The following is a 23588-nucleotide window of genomic DNA, read 5'->3' as shown; positions in this document are numbered from 1 at the left end:
TCATTTACAGTGCTGCGGTGGACACCGAACAGGACCTCCCCCGGAGCGTGCTGCTCGCCCTGTGGCTGCAGGGCATTGGCGACACCTCGGACGCCGTGAAGTCCGTGGTGGGCGACGACGAGCCGCACACCGTGGAGGGGCTAGCAGGCTTTGCCGACGGAACAGACCTCGACACCCTCTTCACCGCGTGGACGGAGGGGCGGCGCGAGGTCTGCGCGCTGCTGCCCGCGCCGGGCGACGCCGCGGGCGTCCCGGCGGCCGCCAACCACGAGGCCACGGAGGCCGGCGAGTGCGTGGTGGTCACCACGCCGGCCGGGAGCTGGGCCGCCATACCGCGGGTGCAGGCGTTCGGCAGCCACATCGAGCCGGGGCACCTGGTGACGTGGCGCGTGCTGCCGGTGCCCGCGTGGACCACGCTGGTGCACGGCACGATCGGCTCGGTGGCCGACGCCGAGCGGGAGCTGCGCACGAGCCTGATGACGGCCACGGACGCCCTGGACCAGCTCGACGTCGCCCGCTGGCGCGACGACGCGGCCGACGCGATCGAGCGGATCCGCTCGGCCAGCACGTCGTCGTGGCCGGTGCCGCACCTGGACGGCCGGCGCGCCCGCGTGCTGGACCTCGCCAGCCGGCTGCGCGCGATCGTCGCGCTGGGCACGGTGGACGACGGCGGGGCGGTGAACGTCTTCCAGGTCGACCAGCGGTCCACGGCGCTGCGCGAGGTGGACCGCACGGCGCGCCACGCGATGAGCGCGGCGACGTACGGCCAGATCTCCTGACGCGCTAAGCGCCCGCCAGCACCCGCTCGTAGACGTCCATGGTGCGGTCCGCGATGGCGGCCCAGGTGAAGTGCTCCTCCGCCCGACGCCGGCCGGCGGCCCCCATCGCCGCCGCGGTCGGCGCGTCAGTCGCCACGCGGGTCAGTGCCGCCGCGAGGTCGGCCACGAACCGGTCGGGGTCGAGCGGGGTGCCGGTGCCGTCGTCGGACTGCTCGATGGGCACCAGGAGGCCGGTGACGCCGTCGTCGACCACCTCGGGGATGCCGCCCGTCGCCGTGCCCACCACGGGCAGGCCCACGGCCATGGCCTCCAGGTTCACGATGCCGAGCGGCTCGTAGACGCTCGGGCAGACGAAGACGGTGCACGCCCCCAGGACGGCGATCAGGTCGGGCCGCGGGAGCATCTCCTCGATCCAGACGACGCCGGTGCGGGTCTCGCGCAGGCGCTCGACCAGGCCGCGGACCTCGGCCATGATCTCCGGCGTGTCGGGTGCCCCGGCGCACAGCACGAGCTGCACCTCCGGCGGCAGCTCGGTGGCCGCGCGCAGCAGGTACGGCAGGCCCTTCTGGCGCGTGATCCGGCCCACGAACACGACGGCGGGCCGGTCGGGGTCGATGCCGTGGCGGCGCACGGTCGCGGCGGCGTCGGCCCGGGCGACGTCGTCGTCGGCGTCGGGCCGCCGCCAGCCCGACAGGTCGATGCCGTTGTGCACCACGTGCACGCGCTCGGGGTCGAGCTCCGGGTAGACGCGCAGGATGTCGGCCCGCATGCCCGCGGAGACCGCGATGACGCCCGCGGCGCCGAGGTAGGCGGTGCGCTCGGCCCACGAGGAGAGCGCGTAGCCGCCGCCGAGCTGCTCGGCCTTCCAGGGCCGCAGCGGCTCCAGGGAGTGTGCCGTGACGACGTGCGGCACACCGTGCAGGAGGCCGCCGAGATGTCCCGCCATGTTGGCGTACCAGGTGTGGGAGTGGAGCAGGTCGGCACCTGCGACGTCGTCGGCCATCACGAGGTCCGTGCCCAGGGTGGCCAGGGCCGCGTTCGCGTCCGTGAGCGCCGTCGGCGTCGTGTAGCCGGTGACGCCGGACGCCTCGGTCGCGGCGTCGCGCGGGCCGTCGAAGCAGCGCACGCGCACGTCAGCGTGCTGAGCCAGGACGGCGGCCAGCTCGGCGACGTGCACGCCCGCTCCGCCGTAGACGTGGGGCGGGAACTCGCGGGTCAGCAGGTCCACGCGGAGCGCGCCGCCGGGCCGGCCGGCGGCGTCCGGCGCGGCGACGTCGGGACGGGGGGCGGAGCCGGGGGCGGCGGGAACGTCGGGCACAGTGCCAACCTAGCGTGCGCGACGTCTCAGCGTGCCACCTGACGTTACGGCCCGAAAGGCCCTAATCTCACGGTATGGCTTCCGCCCCCCGCGTCCTTGCGATCGTCCTCGCCGGCGGCGAGGGAAAGCGGCTGATGCCGCTGACCGCCGCTCGTGCCAAGCCCGCCGTGCCCTTCGGCGGTATCTACCGCCTGGTCGACTTCGCCCTGTCCAACATCGTCAACTCGCGGTACCTGCACGTCGTGGTGCTGACGCAGTACAAGTCGCACTCGCTGGACCGCCACATCTCCAAGACGTGGCGCATGTCGCCGCTGCTGGGCAACTTCGTGGCGCCGGTCCCCGCGCAGCAGCGCGTGGGCAAGCACTGGTACCTCGGCAGCGCCGACGCGATCTATCAGTGCCTCAACATCATCGACGACGAGCGTCCGGACATCGTGGTCGTGGTGGGCGCCGACCACGTCTACCGCATGGACTTCTCGCAGATGGTGGACGCGCACATCGAGTCGGGGGCGCGCGCGACGGTCGCGGCGATCCGGCAGCCGATCGACATGGCCGACCAGTTCGGCGTCATCGACGTGGACCCGGGCGACCCCACGAAGATCCGCGAGTTCCTGGAGAAGCCGACCGACCCCACCGGCCTGCCGGACTCCCCCACCGAGGTGCTGGCCTCGATGGGCAACTACGTGTTCGACGCCGACGCGCTGGTCGAGGCCGTCACGCGCGACGCCGCCGACCCGGACTCGCGGCACGACATGGGCGGCGACATCATCCCGGCGTTCGTGGCCCAGGGTGAGGCGGGCGTCTACGACTTCATCCGCAACGACGTGCCCGGATCCACCGACCGGGACCGCGACTACTGGCGCGACGTCGGCACCATCGACTCGTTCTACGACGCCCACACGGATCTGATCGCCGTGCACCCGGTCTTCAACCTCTACAACATGGAGTGGCCGCTGTACACGGGCTACACGGGGCTGCCGCCGGCCAAGTTCGTGCACGCGGGCCCGGGGCGGATGGGGCACGCGGCGGAGTCGATCGTGTCGCCGGGCGTGCTCATCTCGGGCGCGCAGGCCGCCGGGTCGGTCCTGTCCCCCGGCGTGCACCTGCACTCGTGGTCGAACGTGTCCAACTCCGTGCTGATGGACGACGTCCAGGTGCACCGCTACGCGCACGTGCACCGGGCGATCGTCGACAAGAACGTGATCATCAACGAGCGGGCCCGCGTGGGCGTCGACCACGACGAGGACCGGGCGCGCGGCTTCACGGTGACGGAGTCGGGCCTGGTGGTGGTCCCGAAGGGCACGGTCGTCGACTGACGGGGTGCTGCGCGCCCGCCGGCGCGCAGCACGTGGACGGATCCGCGCGGCAGCGGGCCGCTCCGGCACACTGGGAGCGTGAAGCGACTCATCGTGTCCGACGCCGACTCCACGTTCTTTCGCCAGGAGGTCATCGAGCTCATCGCCGAGCACGCGGGCACCCGCGACGAGGTGGCCGCCGTGACCGAGCGTGCGATGCGGGGCGAGCTCGACTTCGCCGGGTCGCTGCGCGAGCGGGTGGCGACGCTGGCCGGCGTGCCCGTCGAGGCGCTGGACAAGGTGCGCGCGGCGGTGGAGCTGATGCCGGGCGCCCGCGAGCTCGTGGCCGAGTGCCAGGCCCGCGGCTGGGCGTTCGGGCTCGTCTCGGGCGGGTTCGAGGAGGTCGCCGGGCCGATCGCGCGCGAGCTGGGCATCGAGCTCGTCCGCGCCAACCGGCTCGAGGTCGCCGACGGCGTGCTGACCGGCCGCACCGTGGGCCCCGTCGTCGACCGGGCCGCGAAGGCCGCGACGCTCCGCGAGTGGGCCGCGCAGGTCGGTGTGCCGATGGAGCAGACGGTCGCCGTGGGCGACGGCGCGAACGACCTCGACATGATCGCCGCCGCCGGGGTGGGCGTGGCGTTCAACGCCAAGCAGATCGTCCGAGACCAGGCCCCGCACACCGTCGAGGACCGCCTGGACAACCTCCTGACCCTCCTCTGACGGGCCGCCGCACCCTGTCCGAGGAGGGTCAGGCGGGGCGCGTGACCTCCGTCAGGCGGGCCACCTTGCGGTCCCAGTCCGCCCAGGCCAGGTCGGCCTCCAACACTGAGTAGGTCGCCGTCGGGACGCCGACGCGCACCTGCGCGAGGGCGCCGTCCTCCGAACCGGGACCCGCCAGGAGCTCGGCGGTGCCCGCCATGGCGGGCTCGTGACCGATCACCAGGACGGTCCGCGCCGCGGGGTCCAGCTCACGCACCAGCGCGAGGACACCGCGCGGCATGGCACCGAGCAGGTCGTCGGTGAAGGCCACCGCCGGCTCGCCCAGGTGCTTGCGCACGAGGTCCCAGGTCTGCCGCGTGCGCAGCGACCCGGAGACGAGGACGGCGTCGGGCACGAGGCCGGACGCGACCAGCGCCGCGCCGACCTTTCCTGCCTGGTCCCGGCCACGCAGGGCGAGTGGCCGGGACTCGTCGGGAAGTTCCGACGCCGGCTCCGCCTTCGCGTGCCGGAGCAACACCAGACGCCGTGACGGCGTCGTGGTGGGCTCCGTGCCCGACGCTCTGCCCATCAGTGCCTCCTGACCGTCTATTGGCCCATGGCGTGCACGCCGCCGTCGACGTGCACGATCTCGCCTGTCGTTGCCGGGAACCAGTCGGACAGCAGGGCGACCACGGCGCGCGCGGCCGGCTCTGCGGTGGTCTGGTCCCAGCCGAGCGGGGCTCGCGTCGGCCAGGCGTCCTCCATCGTCGCGAAGCCCGGGATGGACTTGGCGGCGGTGGTGCGGATCGGCCCGGCCGAGACGAGGTTGCAGCGGATTCCTTCAGGGCCGAGGTCGCGCGCCAGGTAGCGGTTCGCGGACTCCAGACCGGCCTTGGCCACGCCCATCCAGTCGTAGACGGGCCAGGCGAACTGCGCGTCGAACGTCAGGCCGACGACGGCGCCGCCGTCGGTCATCAGCGGCTTGGCGGCCACCGCGATCGACTTGTACGAGAACGTGGAGACGTGCAGCGCGGTGGCGACGTCCTCCCAGGTGCCCGAGAGGAAGTTGCCGCCCATGACGGACTGCGGAGCGAACCCGATCGAGTGCACCACGCCGTCGAGCCGCTCGAAGCCCTCCGCGCGCACGGCGTCCGCCAGCGCGTCGAGGTTCTCCTGGCTCGTGGCGTCCAGCTCCACGACCGGCGCCTCGACGGGGAGACGCTTGGAGAAGGCCTGGGTCAGCTTCATCTGCCGTCCGAAGGACGAGAGCACGACCTCCGCGCCCTCCTCCTGGGCGAGCCGGGCGGCGTGGAATGCGATCGACGAGTCCGTCAGCACGCCCGTGACGAGCAGCTTCTTACCTTCGAGGAGACCCATGTTGTCCTTCCGATCAGGCGCAGGCGTGCCGGAGCAACCCCTGTGCTGGGTGCGAGCGTAATGCGGATTGCCGCGCGGAACGAAACTCCGCGCCGTTCTCGATACCGAGAATGTTGGATATGTACGGCCGAAACCGCAGGTGGCGGCGTCAGACTACGGGTCAGTGCCCCATCCCGAGGCCACCGTCGACGGGGATGATCGCACCGGTGACGTAGCCCGCGGAGTCGGACGCGACGAAGGAGACCACGGAGGCCACCTCGTCCGGGGTGGCGAAGCGGCCGGCCGGGATCGACTTCAGGTAGCCGTTGCGCACGTCGTCGGACAGCGCTGCGGTCATGTCGGTCTCGACGTACCCGGGGGCGACGACGTTCGCGGTGATGCCGCGGGTGCCGAGCTCGCGGGTGATCGAGCGGGCCATGCCCACCAGCGCCGCCTTGGAGGACGAGTAGTTGACCTGGCCGGGGCCGCCGGACATGCCGACGATCGAGCCGAGCAGGACGATGCGGCCCTTGCGGGCGCGGATCATGCCCTTGGACGCGCGGCGCACGCAGCGGAAGGTGCCCTTGAGGTTCACGTCGATGACCGTCTCGAACTCCTCGTCGCTCATGCGCATGAGGAGCTGGTCCTTGGTCACGCCGGCGTTGGCCACGAGCACCTCGACGGGACCCATGTCGGCCTCGATGGCGGTGAACGCCGCGTCGACGGCCGCGGTGTCGGTGACGTCGGCCACGTAGGGCTCCACGCCCTTGGGCAGCTCGCCACCGCGGTAGATCGTGGCGACGCGGTCGCCGTCGGCGACGAACCGCTCCGCGATGGCGCGGCCGATGCCGCGTGCGGCACCCGTCACGACGACGACACGGCCGGTCGGACCTGCGGCAATGCTCTGAGTGGCGGGCATGGTGGTCACCTGAAGCTCCTCGATGCTGGGCTTTTCGCAAAGGGGCCGCGCGAGGCTGGGGGCCGCGGCCGGTACCTGGGTCGATCCGGGTCCGCTGCGACGCTACCCCGCGCGTCGTACGCCCGCCGCGCGCGCCGGGCCACAGGGATGGACCGGACCTTGTCGGTTTTCTACAACAACCCCGAGCGTATCCGGCGCGCACCGGGTCGTGTGAGGTACGTCGGCATCGTGTCCGACGTCGTCGGACGCACGTAGACTGGCAGGATGAGCGAGCCGGTTCCCTCCATCACCTCGGCCCCCGAGCCGCTGGCGGTGGACCAGGCGCGCCGAACGCGCAGCTACCTCATCCAGATGTCCATCCGCGTGGTCTGCATCATCGGCGCCGTGCTGGTCGACGGCTGGGTCCGCTGGGCCCTGGTGGCCGCCGCCGTGGTGCTGCCCTACTCGGCGGTGCTCGTCGCCAACGCCGGCCGCGACCACACGACGCACGACACCTCCCCCGTCACGCCGCAGGCAGCCCCGATGCTCGAGGAGCTGCCCGAGGCCGCGCCCCCGGCCGCACACCAGGGCCGCGCGGCGGACGACGGTCCCGACGACCCGGGCGCCGCCGACGGGACCGGACGGCTGAGCCACGGCTCGGGCCGCGTGATCAACCACGTGGACGACTGATGGACGTGCTGGGACTGGCGGGCGCGACGCCCGACGCCGTTCCCGACGGCGAGCTGATCTGCAGCGCCAAGGGCTGCGGCAACCAGGCCGTGTGGGGCCTGCTCTGGAACAACCCGAAGCTGCACACGCCGCAGCGGCGCAAGGTGTGGCTCGCGTGCGACGAGCACCGTGAGCACCTCGAGCAGTTCCTGGGGGCGCGGTCCTTCTGGAAGCAGACCGTGCCGGTGACGGAACTGGACCGGGCCTCGTGAGCGACGCCTCGGTGCTCGCTCCGGGGCGGGACGACGCCCGGGGGCCCCGCACGACCCGCCAGTGGGTGGTCCTGGCGGTGGCGGCCGTGGTCCTCGCCGCGCTGTGCCTGATCGCGGGCCGCTGGCAGTGGAACAGGTACGAGTCCCGCGAGATCGAGATCGACCGCATCGAGAACAACTGGTCCGCCCCCGCGGTCGCCGTGGACGAGATCCTGGCCGGGCCGGGGGCCGTGGTACCGGAGTCCGACGTCTGGCGTCCGGTCGAGCTGGAGGGCAGCTACGTCACCGACGCGACGGTGCTGCTGCGCAACCGGCCCGTCGCCGGCCAGAACGGGTACCACGTCCTGGTCCCGTTCGAGGCCGGCCTGCCGGACGGCCAGGACATCGTGCTGATCGTCGACCGCGGCACCGTACCGCTCGGGTCCGACGGGTCTGAGCCCGACGCGGTGCCCGCGCCGCCGTCGGGCGACGTGACCGTGGTGGTCTCCCTGCGCGCGGACGAGCCCGCCTCGACGCGCGGTGCCCCCGCGGGCCAGGTGCAGGCGATCTCGACGGCGCAGGTGCTCGCGGCGGGGGCCGACGGCGCGGACTGGGCCGAGGGCCGGACGGTCGGCGCGTACGGCGCCCTCCGCTCGGAGACGCCCGCGCCCGACGTCCAGCTCGCCACGCTGCCCAAGCCGAACACGGACCCCGGCTCGCACCTGTCCTACGCGTTCCAGTGGTGCATCTTTGCGATCGGCGCGATCGCCGGCTACGTGCTGCTGTGGCGCCGCGAGCGCGGGGCGCTGCGCGGCGAGAACGTGTCGGCGGGCGACCTGCTGCTCGCCTCGGGCGAGGAGTCCGACGGCGAGGGCGTGCGGGCGCGCAGGCCGGCCCGCGAGCGCCGTCCGACCGCGGAGGACGAGGAGGACGCGCTGATCGAGGCCCAGCTGCGCTGACCTGCGCCGGGGCGGCACCGGCCGCGAGGCCCGGGCAGCCACGGGCTGGCCGCCCAGGCGGTCCAGGGCGGTCAGCGGGGTCCGGGGAACGACGTACGCAGCCGAGGGGGTAACGCTGAGCTAGCAGTGCTCGCTCAGCGTTACCCCCTCGGCTGCGCAACCGTTACCCCGGAGGGTCGCTCCGGCGTCAGGTTCTGTCCCTGTCGCCCGGGCCGGCAGTTCCGCCCCGGGATCAGGCGAGGGAGACGAGCTCCTGGTAGCTGTCGTTCCAGAGGTCCTCGTCGCCGTCGGGCAGCAGCAGCACCCGCTCCGGCTCCAGCGCCTCGACGGCGCCGTCGTCGTGGGTCACCATCACGACCGCGCCCTCGTACGTCTTGAGCGCCCCGAGGATCTCGGCCCGGGAGGCGGGGTCGAGGTTGTTCGTGGGCTCGTCCAGCAGCAGCACGTTCGCGCCGGAGACGACGATGGTCGCGAGCGCGAGCCGCGTCTTCTCGCCGCCGGACAGCACGTGGGCGGGCTTCTCGGCGTCGTCCCCGCTGAACAGGAACGAGCCGAGCACCGAGCGCACCTGGGTGTCGGTGAGGTCGGGCGCGGCGTGCCGCAGGTTCTCCACGACGGTCGCGTGCATGTCGAGCGTGTCGTGCTCCTGGGCGTAGTAGCCGAGCTTGAGGCCGTGCCCCGGCTCGACCTCGCCGGTGTCCGGGGCCTCGACGCCCGCGAGGATGCGCAGCAGCGTCGTCTTGCCCGCACCGTTGAAGCCGAGGATCACGACGCGTGACCCCCGGTCGATCGCCAGGTCGACCCCGGCGAACACCTCCTGCGACCCGTACGCCTTGGACAGCCCGCTCGCGGTGAGCGGCGTGCGCCCGCAGGGCGCCGGCGTCGGGAAGCGGAGCTTGGCCACGCGGTCGGCGGCGCGCTCGTTCTCCAGGCCGCCCAGCATCTTCTCGGCGCGCTTGATCATGTTCTGCGCGGCGGTCGCCTTGGTCGCCTTGGCGCGCATCTTCTCGGCCTGCGCGAGCAGCGTGCCCGCCTTCTTCTCTGCGTTGGCCCGCTCGCGCCGACGCCGCCGCTCGTCCGTCTCGCGCTGCTCCAGGTACGTGTCCCAGCCCATGTTGTACTGGTCCAGCTCGCCCCGGTTCGCGTCCAGGTGGAACACCTTGTTCACCGTGGCGCGCAGCAGGTCGACGTCGTGGCTGATCACGATGAACCCGCCGTTGTACGCCTTGAGGTAGTCGCGCAGCCAGATGATCGAGTCGGCGTCGAGGTGGTTGGTGGGCTCGTCCAGCAGCAGCGTCTCGACGCCGCTGAACAGGATGCGCGCGAGCTCGATCCGGCGGCGCTGACCGCCGGAGAGCGTGCTCAGCGGCTGGCCCAGGACGCGCTCGTCCAGGCCGAGGTTCGCCGTGATGATCTGCGCCTCGGACTCCGCGGCGTACCCGCCCGCCGCGAGGAACCGTGCCTCCAGCTTGGGGTACCGCTCCAGCGCGGCGGCCTGGGTGTCCGGGTCGGCCGACGCCATCTCGCCCTCGGCCTCGCGCATCTGCGTGATGACCCGGTCGAGGTTGCGGGCCGAGAGCACGCGGTTCATCGCGAGGACCTCGAGGTCGCCCGTGCGCGGGTCCTGCGGCAGGTAGCCGATGTCGGTACCGCGCACGATCTGCCCGCCCGTGGGCTGGGTCTCGCCCGCGAGGGTCTTGGTCAGCGTGGTCTTGCCGGCACCGTTGCGGCCCACCAGGCCGATCCGGTCGCCCGAGGCGACCCGGAAGGTGGCCTCGCTCAGCAGCACGCGCGCGCCGACGCGCAGCTCGACGCCATGGGCAGTGATCACGCAGGTGTTCCTCACGGTCAGGGGGATGGTGGCAGGGTGGATCGGCCCACGGCGGCGGGGGCCGGTCCAGTCTAGGGGGTGTCGGTCCGGCAACGAGCAGGTCGCGACGAATGTCACCATGGAGCCCATGCCCAGTTCACGTGGTGAGGTCATCGCCTGGCAGCCCGGCGACGTGCGTGACGCGGCCGGCGGCCTGTTCGCCCTGGCCCTCGCCACGTTCGTCGCCATCACCACCGAGCTGGTCCCGGTGGGCCTGCTCCCCCTGATCAGCGACGACCTCGCCGTGTCCGAGTCGGTGGCGGGCCTCCTGGTCACCGCGTACGCGTTCATGGTCGCGGCGCTCGCCCTGCCGCTGACGTCGGCGACGCGCCGGCTGCCGCGCAAGACCGTGCTGCTCGGCACGCTCGCCGTCTACACGGTGAGCAACGTGATCGTCGCGCTCGCCCCCACCTTCGCCGTCGTCGCCGCGGCCCGGGCCCTGGGCGGGGCGGCGCACGCCGTCTTCTTCTCGGTGAGCATCGGGTACGCCTCGCGCCTGGTGCGGCCGCACCTCGCGGGACGGGCCCTGGCGCTCGTCACGCTGGGCGCGTCGGCGGGGTTCATCCTCGGTGTCCCCCTGTCGACGTCGCTGGGCACCGCCGTCGGCTGGCGCACGGCGTTCCTCGTGCTCACCGGGGTATGCGCCGTCGCGGGCGTGCTCACCGCCCTCCTGCTCCCGCCCGTCCCGGGTGGCGGCGCTCCCCCGGACGACGCAGCCCGCGGCGCGCGGCGCACCGCCCTCGCTCAGGTCACCACGGCCAACGCGCTGGCGTACCTCGGCCACTTCACCGTCTACACCTACATCTCGGTGCTGCTCCTGGCCGCCGGGCTCGCCACCGCGGCGCTCGGCCCCGCGCTGCTGCTGATCGGAGCGCTCGGGCTCATCGGGGCCGCGTTCGCCGCCGCACGGCTCGACGTCCGGCCCCGGCAGACCACGGTGATCACCCTGTCCGTGGTCGCGGGCGGTGTGCTCGCCCTCGGGATCGTGTTCCCGGTGACGGTCGGCGCGCTCGTCGCCGCGGCCGTGTGGAGCATCGGCTTCGGCGCCGTCGCCGCCGTGTTCCAGACGGCGGCGATCCGGACGCACGGCGCCTCTCCCGACGTCGTCGGTGCACTGGTGAACGCGACGGCGAACATCGGCATCGGCGGCGGCGCGGCGCTCGGCGCCCTCGTGCTCGACGGCGCGGGCGTCGCCGCCGTCCCGTACACCGGTGCGGTGCTCGTGGTGGCCGCGCTGGTCGTGGTGCTGGTGGCGCGCAAGGCGTTCCCGCGCGAGTGATCCCTTCACCGCCAGGACGCGCGCACCCGGCGACGCGGACGTAACGTCCGCCCCATGGGCCCTGAGACCTCCAGCGTTCCGGTCACCGTCGCCGACGCTCTGCCGCACCTGCGCGCGGGCCGCCTGACGGGCGGTGACGACCTCACGGCCAACCGGCCGGCGAAGCACCTGATCGCCCGGCGCCGCACGTACTTCCGTCAGCACGCCGCGGCCGTGCTGCGCGGCCGGCTGACCGGCCGGCCCGACGAGTACCACCGCGAGATGCGGCACCGGATCACCGGGGCCCGCGGTGCCGCGGACGAGCTCTGGAAGCTCGTGGCCCGGCGCCCGGTCTGGCGGGTGCTGCAGTCCGTCCAGTCCGACGGCGGCGCCCTGGAGCTCGACCAGCTCGTCATCGGGCCCGGCGGCGTCTTCACCATCCACACGATCTACCGGCCCGCGCACGAGGTCACCGCCGAGGCCGCCCGGAACGAGGCGCGCCGCACCCAGGAGATCCTGCGCCGGGCCACGCGCGTGCCGATCACCGTGCGGCCGGTCATCGTCTTCGTCCGCACCAAGGAGACCCGTGTCGAGGGCTCCCGCGAGGGCGCCGAGATCCTGACGGCCCGGGAGCTCGCGCCCTGGCTCGAGAAGCACCGGCCGGTGCTCACCGACCGCGAGCTGGAGGTCGTCCACCTGGCAGCGCGCGACCGGCGGACCTGGGTGCGCTGACCGTTCGGCGACCTACCGCCGGGCCCGCAGGCGCGGCGGCACTCAGAGGTCGACCCGCGGCACGCGCCGGCGCGCCGCCTCGGCGAGACGGTCGCCCAGCTCGGCGAAGGGCACCGCGGCCCTGGCGCCCGACGCCGGATCGGTCACCGCCAGCGCACCGCCTCCACCTCGCGGGCGCCCAGGACGCCCAGCAGCGCGTCCCGCCGCTGCCGGGCCCGGCGGATCCGGCTGCCCAGCGACCCCTCCCGCTCCACCCGGACCCGCAGGCCGCGGGCCTTCAGGTCGGCGGCGAGCTCGTCGACGAGCTGGTCGGCGCCGGGGCCGCCGTCGGAGGCGCCGTCCGGCAGCGGCAGCAGGCAGACCTGCACCGGCGCGAGCCAGAACGGGAGCCGTCCGCCGTGCCGCTCCAGGAGGAACGCGACCATCCGCTCCATGGCGCCGACGGTGCCGCGGTGGATCATCACGACCCGCTCGCGCTCGCCGGACGCCGCGACGTAGGTCAGGTCGAACCGCTCGGGCTGGTTGAAGTCGAGCTGCACGGTCGCGAGGGTCTCCTCGTGGCCGCGCGCGTCGAGCACCTGGACGTCGATCTTGGGGCCGTAGAACGCCGCCTCGCCGGCCTCGGCGTGCCATGGCACACTGGCGGGCGACGCGAGGTCGTCGAGCACCGCGCGCAGCTCCTCCTCGGCCGCGGCCCACTGCTCGGGCGCGCCGAGCCACCGGTCGGAGGAGTCCCGGCCGGACAGGCGCAGGTACGCCACCTCGATGCCCAGGGTGTCGAGCACCTCCAGGACGGCGGTCAGCGCGGTGCGCACCTCGGCCCCGACCTGGTCGGGACGGCAGAAGACGTGCGCATCGTCCAGGTTGATCTGCCGCACCCGGCGCAGCCCCGACAGCACCCCGGACCGCTCGGCCCGGAACATCGACGCGAGCTCCGCGTACCGCACGGGCAGGTCCCGGTACGAACGCGGTTCGGACGCGTAGATCTGCGCGTGGTGCGGGCAGTTGGCGGGGCGCAGCACGAGGGGGTCGGCGTCCGGGCTGCCGTCGAGGTCGGGAGCCGGGCCGGAACCGTCGCCGTTCCCGCCGAGGTACATCGGCGGGAACATGTCGTCGGCGAACTTGGCCCAGTGGCCCGAGCGCTCGTACAGCGACCGCTTGCCGAGCACCGGCGAGTACACGGGCTCGCAGCCGGTGCGCAGCGCGACCTCACGCGCGTACTGCTCCAGCTCGTACCGCACCGCCGCGCCGGCGGGCAGCCACAACGGCAGGCCGGGCCCGACCAGCGGGCTGGTGTCGAAGATCCGCATGTCGCGGCCGAGGACTCGGTGGTCGACGACGACGGGCGCGTCGGAGGGCCCGGAGCCGCGGGTCGCGGCCTGATCCGCTGCCGGGGACTGCTGCTGGTTCGATGCGGGGACGTTCATGACGGTGCTCCTTCGCTGGACGAGCCGCCCCGGTACCGCCGTCGTGCACGGCAAAGGCCCCGGAGCGAGCTCCGGGGCCTGGGTGCTGAGTGCAAGGGTCAGCGCGCGCCGGAGGGGTCCGGCGTCGTCGTGCGTGCGCTGAGATGCATGCCGCCCACCGTAACGTCAGAGGGTGCGGGCGTCCAGGGCGTTGCAGTCCTGGATGGTGCCGCCGTCGTAGCCGATCGAGAACCACCGCACGCGCTGCTCGCTGGAGCCGTGCGAGAACGCCTCGGGGTTGACGCCGCCGCCGGAGCGGCGCTGGATGTTGTCGTCACCCACGGCAGCGGCCGCGGAGAGCGCCTGCTCCAGCTCCGCCTGCGAGATGGGCTGGAGGAACGGCACGCCCGTGTCCGGGTCCTCGGTGGTCGCGGCGTTGCCGGCCCACATCCCGGCGAGGCAGTCCGCCATGAGCTCGATGCGCACGGAGTCCGACTCGGGCCCGGTGCCCGACCGGTCGGCCCGCCCGAACAGTCCGAGCTGGTTCTCGATGTGGTGCCCGAACTCGTGCGCCGTCACGTACATCTCCGCCAGCGGCCCACCCTCGGCACCGAACTGGCTGGAGAGCTGGTCGTAGAACGAGAGGTCCTCGTACACGGTGGTGTCGGCCGGGCAGTAGAACGGCCCGGTGGCCGACGTCGCGGAACCGCAGCCGGTGTCGACCGCGTCGGTGAAGCTGACGACCTCGGGCAGCTCGTACTCGACGCCGCCCTGCTCGGGGAGCGTCTCGGCCCAGTAGACGTCCAGCGAGTCGACGGCGGCGTTGAGCCGGCACTCGGGATCGACGTTCGCCTCCTCCGCGGTGCACGCGCCGATGTACCCCTGCTCGCCCCCACCCCCGCCGTCGGTGGTGGTGGTCCCGAGGATGTCGGCCGGGCTGTTGCCGGTCAGCACCATGTAGAGCAGCGCGATGACGAGCGCCGCACCGCCGCCGACTCCCGCGCCGACGGCGCCCCGGCGTCCGCCGCCCTTGCGGACCCGTCCGCCCTCGAACTGCCCGCCCTCGCTGAAAGTCACCTGACAACGCTACCGCGACGCGGGCACCACCACCCGGAGGCTCGGGCCGCCCGGCGACCCGGCCAGGTCCTTCGTACGATCGGGCGATGGATCTTCTGCGTCACGCCGAGCTGTCCCGTCGCGCTGTCCTCGCCGCCGCACTCGTCCCGCTGGTCGGCTGCGCGACGGAACCGGCGCAACCGGCGCAACCGGCCGGAGGCTCGGCGTCCGCCGGGGGTCCCGCACCGGGCGGCTCGGCGGGCGCCGCCCCGTCAGGCGGGGCTTCGGCGTCCACCGCCTCGCCGTCCGCGTCGGACGACGCTGCTGCCGGACCGGAGGCGACGGGCGACCACGCCGAGCAGGCCGCGCGGATCGCGGGCGACGACCCGGTGCTGCTCGCCCTGATCACGGCGTTCACGCCGGGCTGGCTGCCACCGCCGGCCCCCGACCCGGAGCCCACGCGGATCTTCGACAACGTCACCGTGGTCGGCACGGACTTCGTGTCGGCGACGGCCGTGGAGACCTCCGACGGCGTGATCCTGATCGACGCGCTGGAGTCCCGGGACCAGGCTGCCGACATCCTGGTCCCCGAGCTGCGCGCGCTGGGTGTGGACCCCGCGCGCATCCGGTACGTGGTGGTGGCGCACGGGCACGCCGACCACTTCGGCGGGGCCCAGTACCTCGCCGACCGCTACGGCGCACGGGTGCTGATGAGCCCCGCCGACTGGGACCTCGCCGCGGCCGACGACTCACCCGACGTGCCCGAACGCGACCTGGAGATCTCCGACGGGCAACGGCTCGCACTGGGCGGCACGACCATGCGCCTTCCGCACACGCCCGGGCACACCCCCGGCACCGTCTCGCCGGTGTTCCCGGTGTGGTGGCACGGGCGACGGCACACGGCGATGCTCTGGGGCGGTACCGGGCTGCCGGAACCGGCGTCGGGCAAGCGCGCCTACCTGCGTTCCGTGATCGACTACGCCGCCCTGACGCGCCGCTCCGGCGTGGACGTCGAGCTGAACAACCACGCCCAGACCGACCACGGCCTGGCCCGCCTGCGGGCGCTGCGCGACGGGACGGCCGGGACGCACCATCCGTTCGTCCTCGGCCGTCCCCGCGCGCAGCGCTTCCTGCGGGTGCTGGAGCTCATGGTGCGCCACCACCTCGACCGGTAGGCCCCGTCCCGTCGCCCTGCGCTACCCGGCCGTGCGGCTCCGGTACTGCTCGATCGGCCAGGACGTCATCGCGCCGATCCGCACCGAGACGATCTCGCCGTCGGCGGCGCGCTCCGTCTGGATCGGCTCGCCCACCGTGCCGAACCCGGCGACCGGCTCCTGCACCAGCCGGCCGTCGGAGACGACCAGCCGCTGCGCGACCTCGGCAGGCTCGGCGGCGCGCGCGTTGATCGCGTGCAGGATCCCGCCGAGGTCCACGACGTCGGCCACGCCCCACAGGTTGGCGAACCGCCCGACGGGCGCGTCGGCCGGCACGCCCGGCACCGGGTCGCTGCCCTTGCCGGAGGCACCCGCGAGGACCCCGGCGGCCGCCACCTCGTCCGCCGCCGCGAGCGCCAGGTTGATCAGCTGGATGACGCCGTTGGCGATCTGCCCGGCGGCGCCGTCGACGGCGTTGGTCAGGGCGGAGACCACGATGCCGTCCACGGGGTCGATCCAGGTGCGGGTGATGTGCCCGGGGTAGCCGCCGGAGTGCCCGACGACCTCGCGGTCCCCGACCTTGCCGACCTCGATGCCGACTCCGTAGCGGCCGAGCTCCTTGCCGCGCACCGCGACGCGGGACTCGTCACGCTGCATGATGCGCTTGCTGGCGTCGCTGATCAGGGTCGTGTCGCCGTGGACGTGCGCGGCGCCGTAGCGGACCATCTCCGTCGCCGTGGAGTACCAGCCGGTCGCCGCGGCCATCGCTCGGGTGTCGACGTGCGGGATGACCCGGCGCGCGTCGCCGTGGGCGATCCGCCCGGTGTGGCCGGCGGCGTACTCGGCGGCGCGGGCGGGGTCCAGCTCGGTGCCGGTCCGCGTCAGGCCCAGCGGCTCGACGACGGCGACGCGCGCCACCTCGTCGTACGTCTTGCCCGTGACCTGCTCGATGATGATCCCGAGCAGGCTGTACCCGATGTTCGTGTACTTGAAGTGCTCGTTCGGCTCGAACACGACGCCCTCGGCGCGTACGCACTCCAACACCTCGGCGCGGTCGAGGAAGGGCCGGTGGTGCTGCCAGAAGTCGCCGTCGGAGGAGTCGCGGATGATCCCGGCCTGGTGGCCGAGCAGCTCCCGGACGGTGACGCCGGCGGCACGCGAGCCGTCCAGCTCCGGCACGAGGTCGCCCACCCGGTCGTCGAGCCGCAGCTCGCCGCGCTCCACGAGCTGCATGACCATGACGCCGGTGAAGGTCTTGGAGTGCGACGCGACACGGAACAGGTGGTCGCTGGTGAGGTCCTCCCCCGTCTCGACGTCGGCCTTGCCCCAGGCGAGGTCGACGAACACCTCGCCGCGGCGTCCGACGGCGAGCTGCAGGCCGGGAATGCCGTGGTACGCGGCCTGGAACGAGGCCCAGTCGGCGAGGTAGGGGGCGATGGAGCGGAGGGTCTGGGCGGTGCGGTCGTCAGTCACGGTTGCATCATGCCCGATCAGCGCTGACGGGCATGGCGCGGCCGGTCGGGGTTGCGCAGCGTCTTGACCAGCCACCACACGATCAGCAGGACGGCCACGACGATGACGACCTTCTGGAACACGCCGACGCTCTCCTCGACGATGTGCCACTGGTCGCCCAGCAGGTAGCCGGCGCCGACCAGCAGGGTGTTCCACACGCCCGAGCCGAGCGTCGTGAACAGCAGGAAGCGCGTCAGCGGCATGCGCTCCACACCGGCCGGGATGGAGATGAGGCTGCGCACGATCGGGATGACGCGGCCGATGAGCACCGCCCAGTCGCCGTGCCGGTTGAACCAGGCCTCCGCCTTGTCGACGTCCTCCAGCTTCACCAGCGGCATCCGGTCCACGATGTTGCGCAGCCGGTCCCGTCCGAGCCAGGCGCCGAGCCCGTACAGGAGGAGCGCGCCGATCACGGACCCGGCCGTGGTCCAGACGAGCACCTGCCACAGCACGAGGGTGCCCTGCGCCGCTGTAAAGCCTGCCAGCGGCAGGATCACCTCGCTCGGAAGGGGCGGGAACAGGTTCTCGAGGGCGATCGCTACGCCTGCGCCCGGTGCGCCGAGGGTCTCCATGAGCCCGACGGCCCAGTCGGCGACGGTCGTGGCGAAGCTTTGTGTCGTCATGCCCCTACGCTATTCGGCCGCGGAGGGTCGGCAGACTGTGGTAGTCCGTCACGGCGTGGGGGTATGCCGCAGGTGACGTGTGGTTTTCCGCAGTCCGTCCAGCCGTCGTCGTCCCTATCCTGGCGAGGTGAATCCAGCCCCCGCCGCTCCGCACAGCACCCCCGCACGGGTGATGTGGGGTGCTGCCCTCGGCGCCGTCACCTGGCCGATCGACGTGTTCTGCGCGGTGCTGGCACTCCTGACGGCAGGTGGCCCGGCGCCGCTCGGGCCGGTGCGCGCCGCGGTCACGTGGCACCGCCGGCGCGCAGTCCGGTTTCTCGACTGGTCCGACGACGGCGCCCCGCTCACCTCCCGGCGCGCCGCCGCGTACCTCGCGCTCCGGGTCGGCATGAGCTCGCTCGGTCTGCTCGTGCTGGGGCTGCTGGCGTACGGCGTGTTCGGGGTGGTCGTGAGCCTGGCGTCCTGGCTGTTCGACGTGCGCCTCACCGTGGACGCGGCGGTCCAGGGCGACGGTCTGTCGACGTGGGACGTGGTCGTGCTGGTGCCCATCGGCGCGATCCTGCTCTACCTGGACCTCATGGGACTGTTCGGGGTGGGTCTGCTGGACCGGTGGACCGCCGCCCGGTGGTTGTCGCCGAGCCGCAGCGAACGCCTGGAGGCACAGGTCGAGGAGCTGACGGTCAGTCGCGCGGACCTGCTGTCGGCGCTCGACACGGAACGCGGCCGCATCGAGCGGGACCTGCACGACGGGGTGCAGCAGCGCGCCGTCGCCCTCGGCCTGCTGGTCAACCGGGCACGGCGGCTGGCCGGGCCCGGCTCGGCGGGCTCGCTGCTGCTGGAGCAGGCGGGGCGCGAAGCGGAGCAGCTCGTGACGGACCTGCGCGACGTCGCGTGGCGGGTGCGACCCACCACGCTGGGCACGCACGGGCTGGAGCCGGTGCTGCGCCAGCTCGTGTCGCACACCGCGGTGCCGACGGTGCTGGACTGGGCGGTCCCGGTGCGGCTGCCGCCCGGGGTGGAGACGACGGTGTACTACGTGGTGGCGGAGGCGCTGACGAACGTAGCGAAGCATTCGGGGGCCGAGGGCGCCCGGGTGGCGGTGCGTCTCGCGGACCAGCCCCGGGACGGGACATTCGTGCAAGTGGTGATCAGCGACGACGGCACGGGCGGCGCCGCACCCCGCCCCGGCCACGGGCTCGCGGGCCTGGCCGGCCGCACGGCCGCCGCGGGTGGCGCCCTGACCATCGAGAGCCCGGCCGGCGGCCCCACACGGATCGAGGTGACGCTGCCGTGCGCGTGATGCTGGCCGAGGACTCCACCCTGCTGCGGGAAGGTATCCGCAGCCTCCTGGCGGACGAGGGTCACGACGTCGTCGCCGCCTACGGCTCCGCCGAGGGCCTGCTGAACCGGCTCGCGGCCGAGCGACCCGACGTCGTCGTGCTGGACGTCCGGATGCCGCCGACCCATACCGACGAGGGCGTGCGAGCTGCGGCCACGATCCGGGAGCGCTGGCCGGAGGTCGGCATCCTCGTGCTCTCGCAGTACGTCGAGCGGCAGTTCACGCAGGTGCTGCTGGGCGAGGACGCGCGCGCCGTCGGCTACCTGCTCAAGGACCGGGTGATGGGCGTGGACGACTTTTTGGAGGCCCTCGACCGGGTGCGGGCCGGAGGCCTGGTGCTGGACCCCGAGGTGGTGGGACAGCTGTTCCGGGACACGTCGCACCCGCTCGGATTCCTGAGCGAGCGGGAGCGGGAGGTGCTGGCGCTGATGGCTGAGGGGCGCACCAACACGGGGATCGCCCGGGCGCTGTTCATCTCGACGTCGGCGGTGGAAAAGCACTCGAACGCGATCTTCGACAAGCTGGGGCTGCTGGCCGAGGACGGGTACAACCGGCGGGTGCTGGCGATCTTGCGGTGGCTGGAGTCGTGACGGCTGGCGGTCTCTCGGCGCCGTGCCATGGTGGTGTTCCATCGACGGCAAGCGAACGGACGGTACGGGCATGCATCAGCAGTTCTCCGCGACCCTGCAGAAGAGCCCGGACAAGGGCGGCTGGACCTACGTCGTGTGGCCGGGATCCGTCGACTTCTTCGGCACGCGTGGCCTGGTCAAGATCCGCGGCACGATCGACGGCCACCCGTTCCAGAGCTCGTTCATGGCGTTGGGCGACGGCACCCACAAGCTGCCCGTGAAAGCCGACGTGCGCAAGGCGATCGGCAAGGAGGAGGGCGATGACGTGACCGTCGTCCTGCAGGAGCGCCTGGACGCCTAGGGCCTACCCTCGCCTCGTGCCTTTGCCCGATGCCGTCGCCCGCCGCCTGATCCAGGTACGCCTCCTGCTGGACGCCGACGAGAGTCTGGCGATGAACCACCAGGTGGGACCGGCACTTGACGACGTGCCCGCCGACGTCCACCCCGACCACGCCGACGTGCTCCAGGTCGCCGACGGCTTCGTGCTCGGCGTCGTCCGGCTGAACGACGGGCCATGGCTGCCGGGTTACGACCCGTTCGCCGCGCTCGCCCTGGGACAGGACCCGCCGGCGGGTACCTGGCACGTGGTCGGCGACGTGAACGACGTCGACCTGCTCGTGGTGAACGACGACGACAGCTCCGTGTGGCTGGTCGACGGCGAACCCGGCGGCCACTGGAGTGACGGGACCGCGTTCCGCCGGCTCACCGACGATCTCGCCACGTTCGTCAACGACTTCGTGCTGGGCTCCCGGTACCAGGACCTCACCGCGACTCCCGATGACGACTGGGCCGACATCACCGGAAGGCTGGACGACCTACAGCCGCTCGTGGACTACGTCCGCTTCCAGGCGAGCGAACCGAACCGCCGCATGTCCTACCCGGGCGTCTTCGCACTGGCGAACGGCCTCGCACACTCCGGGCGACTGTCGGCGGCGGACCAGGCCTGGTGGCGCACGCACAACGACCTCATGAACGCGGCCTACACGGACCCGGCGTCCGTCGACCCGAGCGTGTATGACCGTGACCGGCACCCCGGTGCCCGCGCGTTCTTCCGCGCGGACGCACTCGAGCTGCTCGACCTCACTCGTGGCTATCTGGACCTGCTCGACCGGTACGGCGTCGGCTGGCGCGAGATCCGGACCTTCGATCCGGGCCGCATCCTGTACGCGGACGACGCCCAGGTCGTCGCCGAGCCCCGGTCCATCTGCTGACCCACGAGCCGCCGGTGAAGGCGGGCCGTGCGGCCGCGATCTGCGCTCCAGGACTTTGCGCCGCGTCCTGACCCGTCCATAGGGTGCTGCGGTGCGCGTCTTCCTCGCCGGCGCGACCGGCGTGATCGGGTCCCGGTTGCTGCCGCTGCTCGTCGCGGCCGGCCATGAGGTCGCAGGCACCACGCGCTCGCCCGAACGCGCGGGCGCGGTCGAACGGCTCGGCGGCAGCCCGGTCGTCGTGGACGTCTACGACGTCGAAGCACTCACGGCCGCCGTCGTCGCGTTCCGGCCCGACCTGCTGATGCACCAGCTCACCGACCTCCCCGACGACGTCGCCGCGATCCCGGCCCGCGCCGCGGCGAACTCCCGCATCCGCACCGAAGGCACGGCCAACCTGCTCGCGGCAGCACGGGCCGCGGGCACGCCCCGCGTGCTCGCGCAGTCCATCGCCTGGACGCCGCCCGGCCGGGGCGACGCCGTGGCCTGGCACGAGGCCGCCGTCCTGGACGCGGGCGGGGTCGTGGTCCGGTACGGGCAGCTCTACGGCCCGGGCACGTACTACGAGACGGAGCCGCCCGCGGACCCGCGGATCCACGTGGACGACGCCGCGCGGCTGACGGTGCCGCTGCTGAGCGCGGAGCCGGGGGTCGTGGTGCTGGCGGACCCGGTCCACCTGGTCGCGTGCCCGTCATCCGCCGCGTAATACATCGGGACGACGCCGTCGGCGATCCCTAGACTGACCCGACCCCGCCCACCCCAGGGCAGGACCCACCCCGTACAAGCCATCCACGAGGAGAGGCCCCGCGTGTCCCACGTCGTCGCGATCAAGGACCAGGTGGAGGCGGCCGTCCAGGCCGCCCTGACCCAGGTGCTCCCGGCCGAGCTGGCCGGCACCGACCCGGTGGTCCGACGATCCGACCGCGCCGACTTCCAGGCGAACGGCCCTCTGGCCGTCGCCAAGCGCGTCGGCCGCGCGCCACGCGACCTCGCCGCGGCCACGGCCGGCCGCCTCGCCGCGAGCAGCATCAGCCCCGAGGTCTCCGGCCCCGGCTTCCTCAACCTCACCGTCCCGACAGCCACCCTCTGGCGGCAGGTCGCCGCGCGCCTCGCCGCCGAGAACCTGGGCATCGCCGCGACCCGCGTCGGCGAGCGCACCGTCATCGACTACTCCGCGCCCAACGTCGCCAAGGAGATGCACGTGGGCCACCTGCGCTCCACGATCATCGGCGACACCCTGGCGCGCGTCCTGGCACACCTCGGCGCCACCGTCGTCCGGCAGAACCACGTCGGCGACTGGGGCACGCAGTTCGGCATGCTCATCCAGTACATCGACGAGCACCCCGAGCAGACCTGGCAGGGCGAGGCCTCCATGTCCGCCCTGGACGCGCTCTACCGGGCGGCCCGCGCCGAGTTCAACGCGGACCCGGCCTTCGCCGACCGCGCCCGCGCCCGCGTGGTCGCGCTCCAGTCCGGCGACGCCGCCACGCTGGCCACCTGGCGCGAGCTCGTCGCCGAGTCCGAGGCAGCGTTCCAGGCCGTCTACGCCCGCCTCGGCATCCTGCTCACCCCGGCCGACGCCGACGGCGAGTCCCGCTACAACGCCGACCTGCCGGGCGTCGTCGACGACCTCGTGGCCCGGGGCATCGCCGTCGACTCCGACGGCGCCCTGTGCGCGTTCACGGACGGCGTCGTCGGGCCGGACGGCGATCCGGTCCCGCTCATCGTGCGCAAGAAGGACGGCGGCTTCGGCTACGCCGCCACCGACCTCGCCACGGTGCGCCTGCGCGTCGAGGAGTACCAGGCCACCCGCATCCTCTACGTCGTCGACGCGCGGCAGGCCCTGCACTTCCGGATGGTCTTCGACGTCGCCCGCCGCGCCGGCTGGCTGCCCGACGACGTCGCCGCGACCCACGTCCCGTTCGGCACCGTCCTGGGCGCCGACGGCAAACCCTTCAAGACGCGCGACGGCGGGACGGTCCGCCTCGACGACCTGCTGGACCAGGCCGTCGAGCGGGCCCGCGCGGAGCTTGCGGAGAAGGACCACGGGCTCACGCCGGAGGAGTTCGAGCGCGTGGCGCAGGCGGCGGGCATCGGCGCGGTGAAGTACGCCGACCTGTCGAACACGCGCACCAAGGACTACGTCTTCGACGTCGACCGCATGGTGGCGCTGAACGGCAACACCGGCGTCTACCTCCAGTACGCGCACGCACGTGTCCGCTCGATCCTGCGCAAGGCGGCCGATGCCGGGGTCCCGCTCGGCCGGCCGATCGACCCCGCCCTCCCCCTGCACCCCGCGGAACGGGCGCTGGCCCTCACGCTGGACGAGCTGGCGGCGACGCTCGACGACGTCGCCGGCACGCTCGAACCGCACCGCCTGGCCGGCTACCTGTTCGGCCTGGCCCGCGCGTACACCGAGTTCTACGACCAGTGCCCGGTCCTGCGGGCGGACGACGACGGCGTCCGTGCCAACCGTCTGGCGCTGTGCGAGCTGACGGGCCGCACCCTGGCGACCGGGCTCGACCTGCTGGGCCTCGCCGCGCCCGACCGGATGTGACGGCGCCCGCCCCACACCAC

General features: G+C 73.2%; 24 protein-coding genes. 15 read left to right on the top strand and 9 right to left on the bottom strand.

Translation table 11 applies throughout. The annotated features are described in order from the left end of the window. Positions 1-17 precede the first annotated feature (17 nt). Positions 18-779 (top strand): hypothetical protein, encoded by a 762-nt coding sequence (locus ACIPN7_RS18315; RefSeq protein WP_400545236.1) that lies wholly within the window; start codon positions 18-20, stop codon positions 777-779. Positions 780-783: 4 nt separating this feature from the next. On the opposite strand, the gene glgA is transcribed toward ACIPN7_RS18315, so the two are convergent. Beyond that, on the bottom strand, positions 784-2007 hold the full coding sequence (glgA, locus tag ACIPN7_RS18310; RefSeq protein WP_400545557.1) for a glycogen synthase: 1224 nt from the start codon (positions 2005-2007) through the stop codon (positions 784-786). A gap of 164 nt (positions 2008-2171) precedes the next feature. Between glgA and glgC the strand changes: the two genes are divergently transcribed. Continuing rightward, positions 2172-3413: a glucose-1-phosphate adenylyltransferase gene (gene glgC, locus ACIPN7_RS18305; RefSeq protein WP_377233437.1), complete on the top strand. Its 1242-nt coding sequence runs from the start codon at positions 2172-2174 to the stop codon at positions 3411-3413. A 78-nt stretch (positions 3414-3491) separates the two neighbouring features. Further along, on the top strand, positions 3492-4112 hold the full coding sequence (serB, locus tag ACIPN7_RS18300) for a phosphoserine phosphatase SerB (protein ID WP_400545233.1): 621 nt from the start codon (positions 3492-3494) through the stop codon (positions 4110-4112). 28 nt (positions 4113-4140) lie between these two features. Here the strand turns inward: serB and ACIPN7_RS18295 are convergent, their stop codons facing one another. The 3 genes from ACIPN7_RS18295 to fabG form a co-directional block, all read right to left on the bottom strand. Continuing rightward, positions 4141-4680: a SixA phosphatase family protein gene (locus ACIPN7_RS18295; RefSeq protein WP_400545231.1), complete on the bottom strand. Its 540-nt coding sequence runs from the start codon at positions 4678-4680 to the stop codon at positions 4141-4143. 17 nt (positions 4681-4697) lie between these two features. Continuing rightward, positions 4698-5468, bottom strand: a complete 771-nt coding sequence (gene fabI / locus ACIPN7_RS18290) for an enoyl-ACP reductase FabI (protein ID WP_400545228.1) — start codon at positions 5466-5468, stop codon at positions 4698-4700. Positions 5469-5628: 160 nt separating this feature from the next. Beyond that, entirely contained in the window at positions 5629-6366 is a 738-nt protein-coding gene (gene fabG, locus ACIPN7_RS18285) for a 3-oxoacyl-ACP reductase FabG (protein ID WP_400545225.1), read from the bottom strand. A gap of 264 nt (positions 6367-6630) precedes the next feature. Between fabG and ACIPN7_RS18280 the strand changes: the two genes are divergently transcribed. From ACIPN7_RS18280 to ACIPN7_RS18270, 3 genes are read left to right on the top strand one after another with little or no spacing between them, the layout of a single operon-like run. After that, complete coding sequence (locus ACIPN7_RS18280; RefSeq protein WP_400545222.1) at positions 6631-7035, top strand: DUF3099 domain-containing protein; 405 nt, start codon at positions 6631-6633, stop codon at positions 7033-7035. After that, the gene (locus ACIPN7_RS18275) at positions 7035-7286 is read left to right on the top strand and encodes a hypothetical protein (protein ID WP_400545219.1); all 252 of its coding nucleotides are present in this window, start codon (positions 7035-7037) and stop codon (positions 7284-7286) included. The genes ACIPN7_RS18280 and ACIPN7_RS18275 overlap by 1 nt, the downstream gene beginning before the upstream one ends. Further along, a complete protein-coding gene (locus ACIPN7_RS18270; RefSeq protein WP_400545216.1) occupies positions 7283-8224 on the top strand; it encodes an SURF1 family protein in 942 nt (313 codons plus the stop codon). Before ACIPN7_RS18275 ends, ACIPN7_RS18270 begins: the two co-directional genes overlap by 4 nt. A gap of 232 nt (positions 8225-8456) precedes the next feature. Here ACIPN7_RS18270 and ACIPN7_RS18265 read toward each other — a convergent pair whose 3' ends face one another. Continuing rightward, positions 8457-10055 carry an ABC-F family ATP-binding cassette domain-containing protein gene (locus tag ACIPN7_RS18265; RefSeq protein WP_400545213.1) on the bottom strand — a complete coding sequence of 533 codons (1599 nt, stop codon included), beginning with the start codon at positions 10053-10055 and terminating at the stop codon, positions 8457-8459. Positions 10056-10182: 127 nt separating this feature from the next. Here ACIPN7_RS18265 and ACIPN7_RS18260 point away from each other — a divergent pair, with 127 nt between their 5' ends. Together ACIPN7_RS18260 and ACIPN7_RS18255 are read left to right on the top strand one after the other, a co-directional pair. Further along, complete coding sequence (locus ACIPN7_RS18260) at positions 10183-11373, top strand: MFS transporter (protein WP_400545210.1); 1191 nt, start codon at positions 10183-10185, stop codon at positions 11371-11373. A gap of 54 nt (positions 11374-11427) precedes the next feature. After that, positions 11428-12084: a hypothetical protein gene (locus ACIPN7_RS18255; protein ID WP_400545207.1), complete on the top strand. Its 657-nt coding sequence runs from the start codon at positions 11428-11430 to the stop codon at positions 12082-12084. A 143-nt stretch (positions 12085-12227) separates the two neighbouring features. Here the strand turns inward: ACIPN7_RS18255 and ACIPN7_RS18250 are convergent, their stop codons facing one another. Continuing rightward, positions 12228-13511 (bottom strand): aminoacyl--tRNA ligase-related protein, encoded by a 1284-nt coding sequence (locus ACIPN7_RS18250; RefSeq protein ID WP_400545205.1) that lies wholly within the window; start codon positions 13509-13511, stop codon positions 12228-12230. A gap of 165 nt (positions 13512-13676) precedes the next feature. After that, the gene (locus ACIPN7_RS18245; protein WP_400545202.1) at positions 13677-14567 is read right to left on the bottom strand and encodes a neutral zinc metallopeptidase; all 891 of its coding nucleotides are present in this window, start codon (positions 14565-14567) and stop codon (positions 13677-13679) included. 86 nt (positions 14568-14653) lie between these two features. Between ACIPN7_RS18245 and ACIPN7_RS18240 the strand changes: the two genes are divergently transcribed. Further along, the gene (locus ACIPN7_RS18240) at positions 14654-15721 is read left to right on the top strand and encodes an MBL fold metallo-hydrolase (protein ID WP_400545199.1); all 1068 of its coding nucleotides are present in this window, start codon (positions 14654-14656) and stop codon (positions 15719-15721) included. Positions 15722-15742: 21 nt separating this feature from the next. On the opposite strand, the gene ACIPN7_RS18235 is transcribed toward ACIPN7_RS18240, so the two are convergent. Then, entirely contained in the window at positions 15743-17173 is a 1431-nt protein-coding gene (locus ACIPN7_RS18235) for a serine hydrolase domain-containing protein (protein ID WP_400545196.1), read from the bottom strand. Positions 17174-17190: 17 nt separating this feature from the next. Next, positions 17191-17835 carry a DedA family protein gene (locus ACIPN7_RS18230; RefSeq protein ID WP_400545193.1) on the bottom strand — a complete coding sequence of 215 codons (645 nt, stop codon included), beginning with the start codon at positions 17833-17835 and terminating at the stop codon, positions 17191-17193. A 127-nt stretch (positions 17836-17962) separates the two neighbouring features. Between ACIPN7_RS18230 and ACIPN7_RS18225 the strand changes: the two genes are divergently transcribed. The 6 genes from ACIPN7_RS18225 to argS all read left to right on the top strand — a co-directional run bounded on the left by ACIPN7_RS18225 (position 17963) and on the right by argS (position 23568). After that, complete coding sequence (locus ACIPN7_RS18225) at positions 17963-19135, top strand: sensor histidine kinase (protein WP_400545190.1); 1173 nt, start codon at positions 17963-17965, stop codon at positions 19133-19135. Further along, positions 19126-19764 (top strand): response regulator, encoded by a 639-nt coding sequence (locus tag ACIPN7_RS18220; protein WP_400545187.1) that lies wholly within the window; start codon positions 19126-19128, stop codon positions 19762-19764. The genes ACIPN7_RS18225 and ACIPN7_RS18220 overlap by 10 nt, the downstream gene beginning before the upstream one ends. 70 nt (positions 19765-19834) lie before the next feature. Further along, complete coding sequence (locus ACIPN7_RS18215) at positions 19835-20104, top strand: DUF1905 domain-containing protein (protein WP_400545184.1); 270 nt, start codon at positions 19835-19837, stop codon at positions 20102-20104. Between the two features lie 16 nt (positions 20105-20120). After that, entirely contained in the window at positions 20121-21014 is an 894-nt protein-coding gene (locus ACIPN7_RS18210; RefSeq protein WP_400545181.1) for a hypothetical protein, read from the top strand. 91 nt (positions 21015-21105) lie between these two features. Beyond that, positions 21106-21717 (top strand): NAD-dependent epimerase/dehydratase family protein, encoded by a 612-nt coding sequence (locus tag ACIPN7_RS18205; protein ID WP_400545178.1) that lies wholly within the window; start codon positions 21106-21108, stop codon positions 21715-21717. 102 nt (positions 21718-21819) lie between these two features. Continuing rightward, positions 21820-23568, top strand: coding sequence for an arginine--tRNA ligase (gene argS, locus ACIPN7_RS18200; protein ID WP_400545175.1), 1749 nt, complete (start codon positions 21820-21822; stop codon positions 23566-23568). Positions 23569-23588: the final 20 nt, after the last annotated feature.

Origin of the sequence: Promicromonospora sp. NPDC090134 (assembly GCF_044746965.1) — a bacterium.
GTDB lineage: Bacteria > Actinomycetota > Actinomycetes > Actinomycetales > Cellulomonadaceae > Promicromonospora.
Note: the sequence above shows the minus strand (reverse complement) of the source record. Positions and strands in the feature narration are given on the sequence as shown.

What these genes read in the sequence shown, in the direction of transcription:
- glgC (WP_377233437.1), top strand. Translation starts at nt 2,172, where the DNA reads ATGGCTTCCGCCCCCCGCGTCCTTGCGATCGTCCTCGCCGGCGGCGAG.
- ACIPN7_RS18295 (WP_400545231.1), bottom strand. Translation starts at nt 4,680, where the DNA reads ATGGGCAGAGCGTCGGGCACGGAGCCCACCACGACGCCGTCACGGCGT.
- fabI (WP_400545228.1), bottom strand. Translation starts at nt 5,468, where the DNA reads ATGGGTCTCCTCGAAGGTAAGAAGCTGCTCGTCACGGGCGTGCTGACG.
- fabG (WP_400545225.1), bottom strand. Translation starts at nt 6,366, where the DNA reads ATGCCCGCCACTCAGAGCATTGCCGCAGGTCCGACCGGCCGTGTCGTC.
- ACIPN7_RS18280 (WP_400545222.1), top strand. Translation starts at nt 6,631, where the DNA reads ATGAGCGAGCCGGTTCCCTCCATCACCTCGGCCCCCGAGCCGCTGGCG.
- ACIPN7_RS18275 (WP_400545219.1), top strand. Translation starts at nt 7,035, where the DNA reads ATGGACGTGCTGGGACTGGCGGGCGCGACGCCCGACGCCGTTCCCGAC.
- ACIPN7_RS18260 (WP_400545210.1), top strand. Translation starts at nt 10,183, where the DNA reads ATGCCCAGTTCACGTGGTGAGGTCATCGCCTGGCAGCCCGGCGACGTG.
- ACIPN7_RS18255 (WP_400545207.1), top strand. Translation starts at nt 11,428, where the DNA reads ATGGGCCCTGAGACCTCCAGCGTTCCGGTCACCGTCGCCGACGCTCTG.
- ACIPN7_RS18250 (WP_400545205.1), bottom strand. Translation starts at nt 13,511, where the DNA reads ATGAACGTCCCCGCATCGAACCAGCAGCAGTCCCCGGCAGCGGATCAG.
- ACIPN7_RS18240 (WP_400545199.1), top strand. Translation starts at nt 14,654, where the DNA reads ATGGATCTTCTGCGTCACGCCGAGCTGTCCCGTCGCGCTGTCCTCGCC.
- ACIPN7_RS18230 (WP_400545193.1), bottom strand. Translation starts at nt 17,835, where the DNA reads ATGACGACACAAAGCTTCGCCACGACCGTCGCCGACTGGGCCGTCGGG.
- ACIPN7_RS18215 (WP_400545184.1), top strand. Translation starts at nt 19,835, where the DNA reads ATGCATCAGCAGTTCTCCGCGACCCTGCAGAAGAGCCCGGACAAGGGC.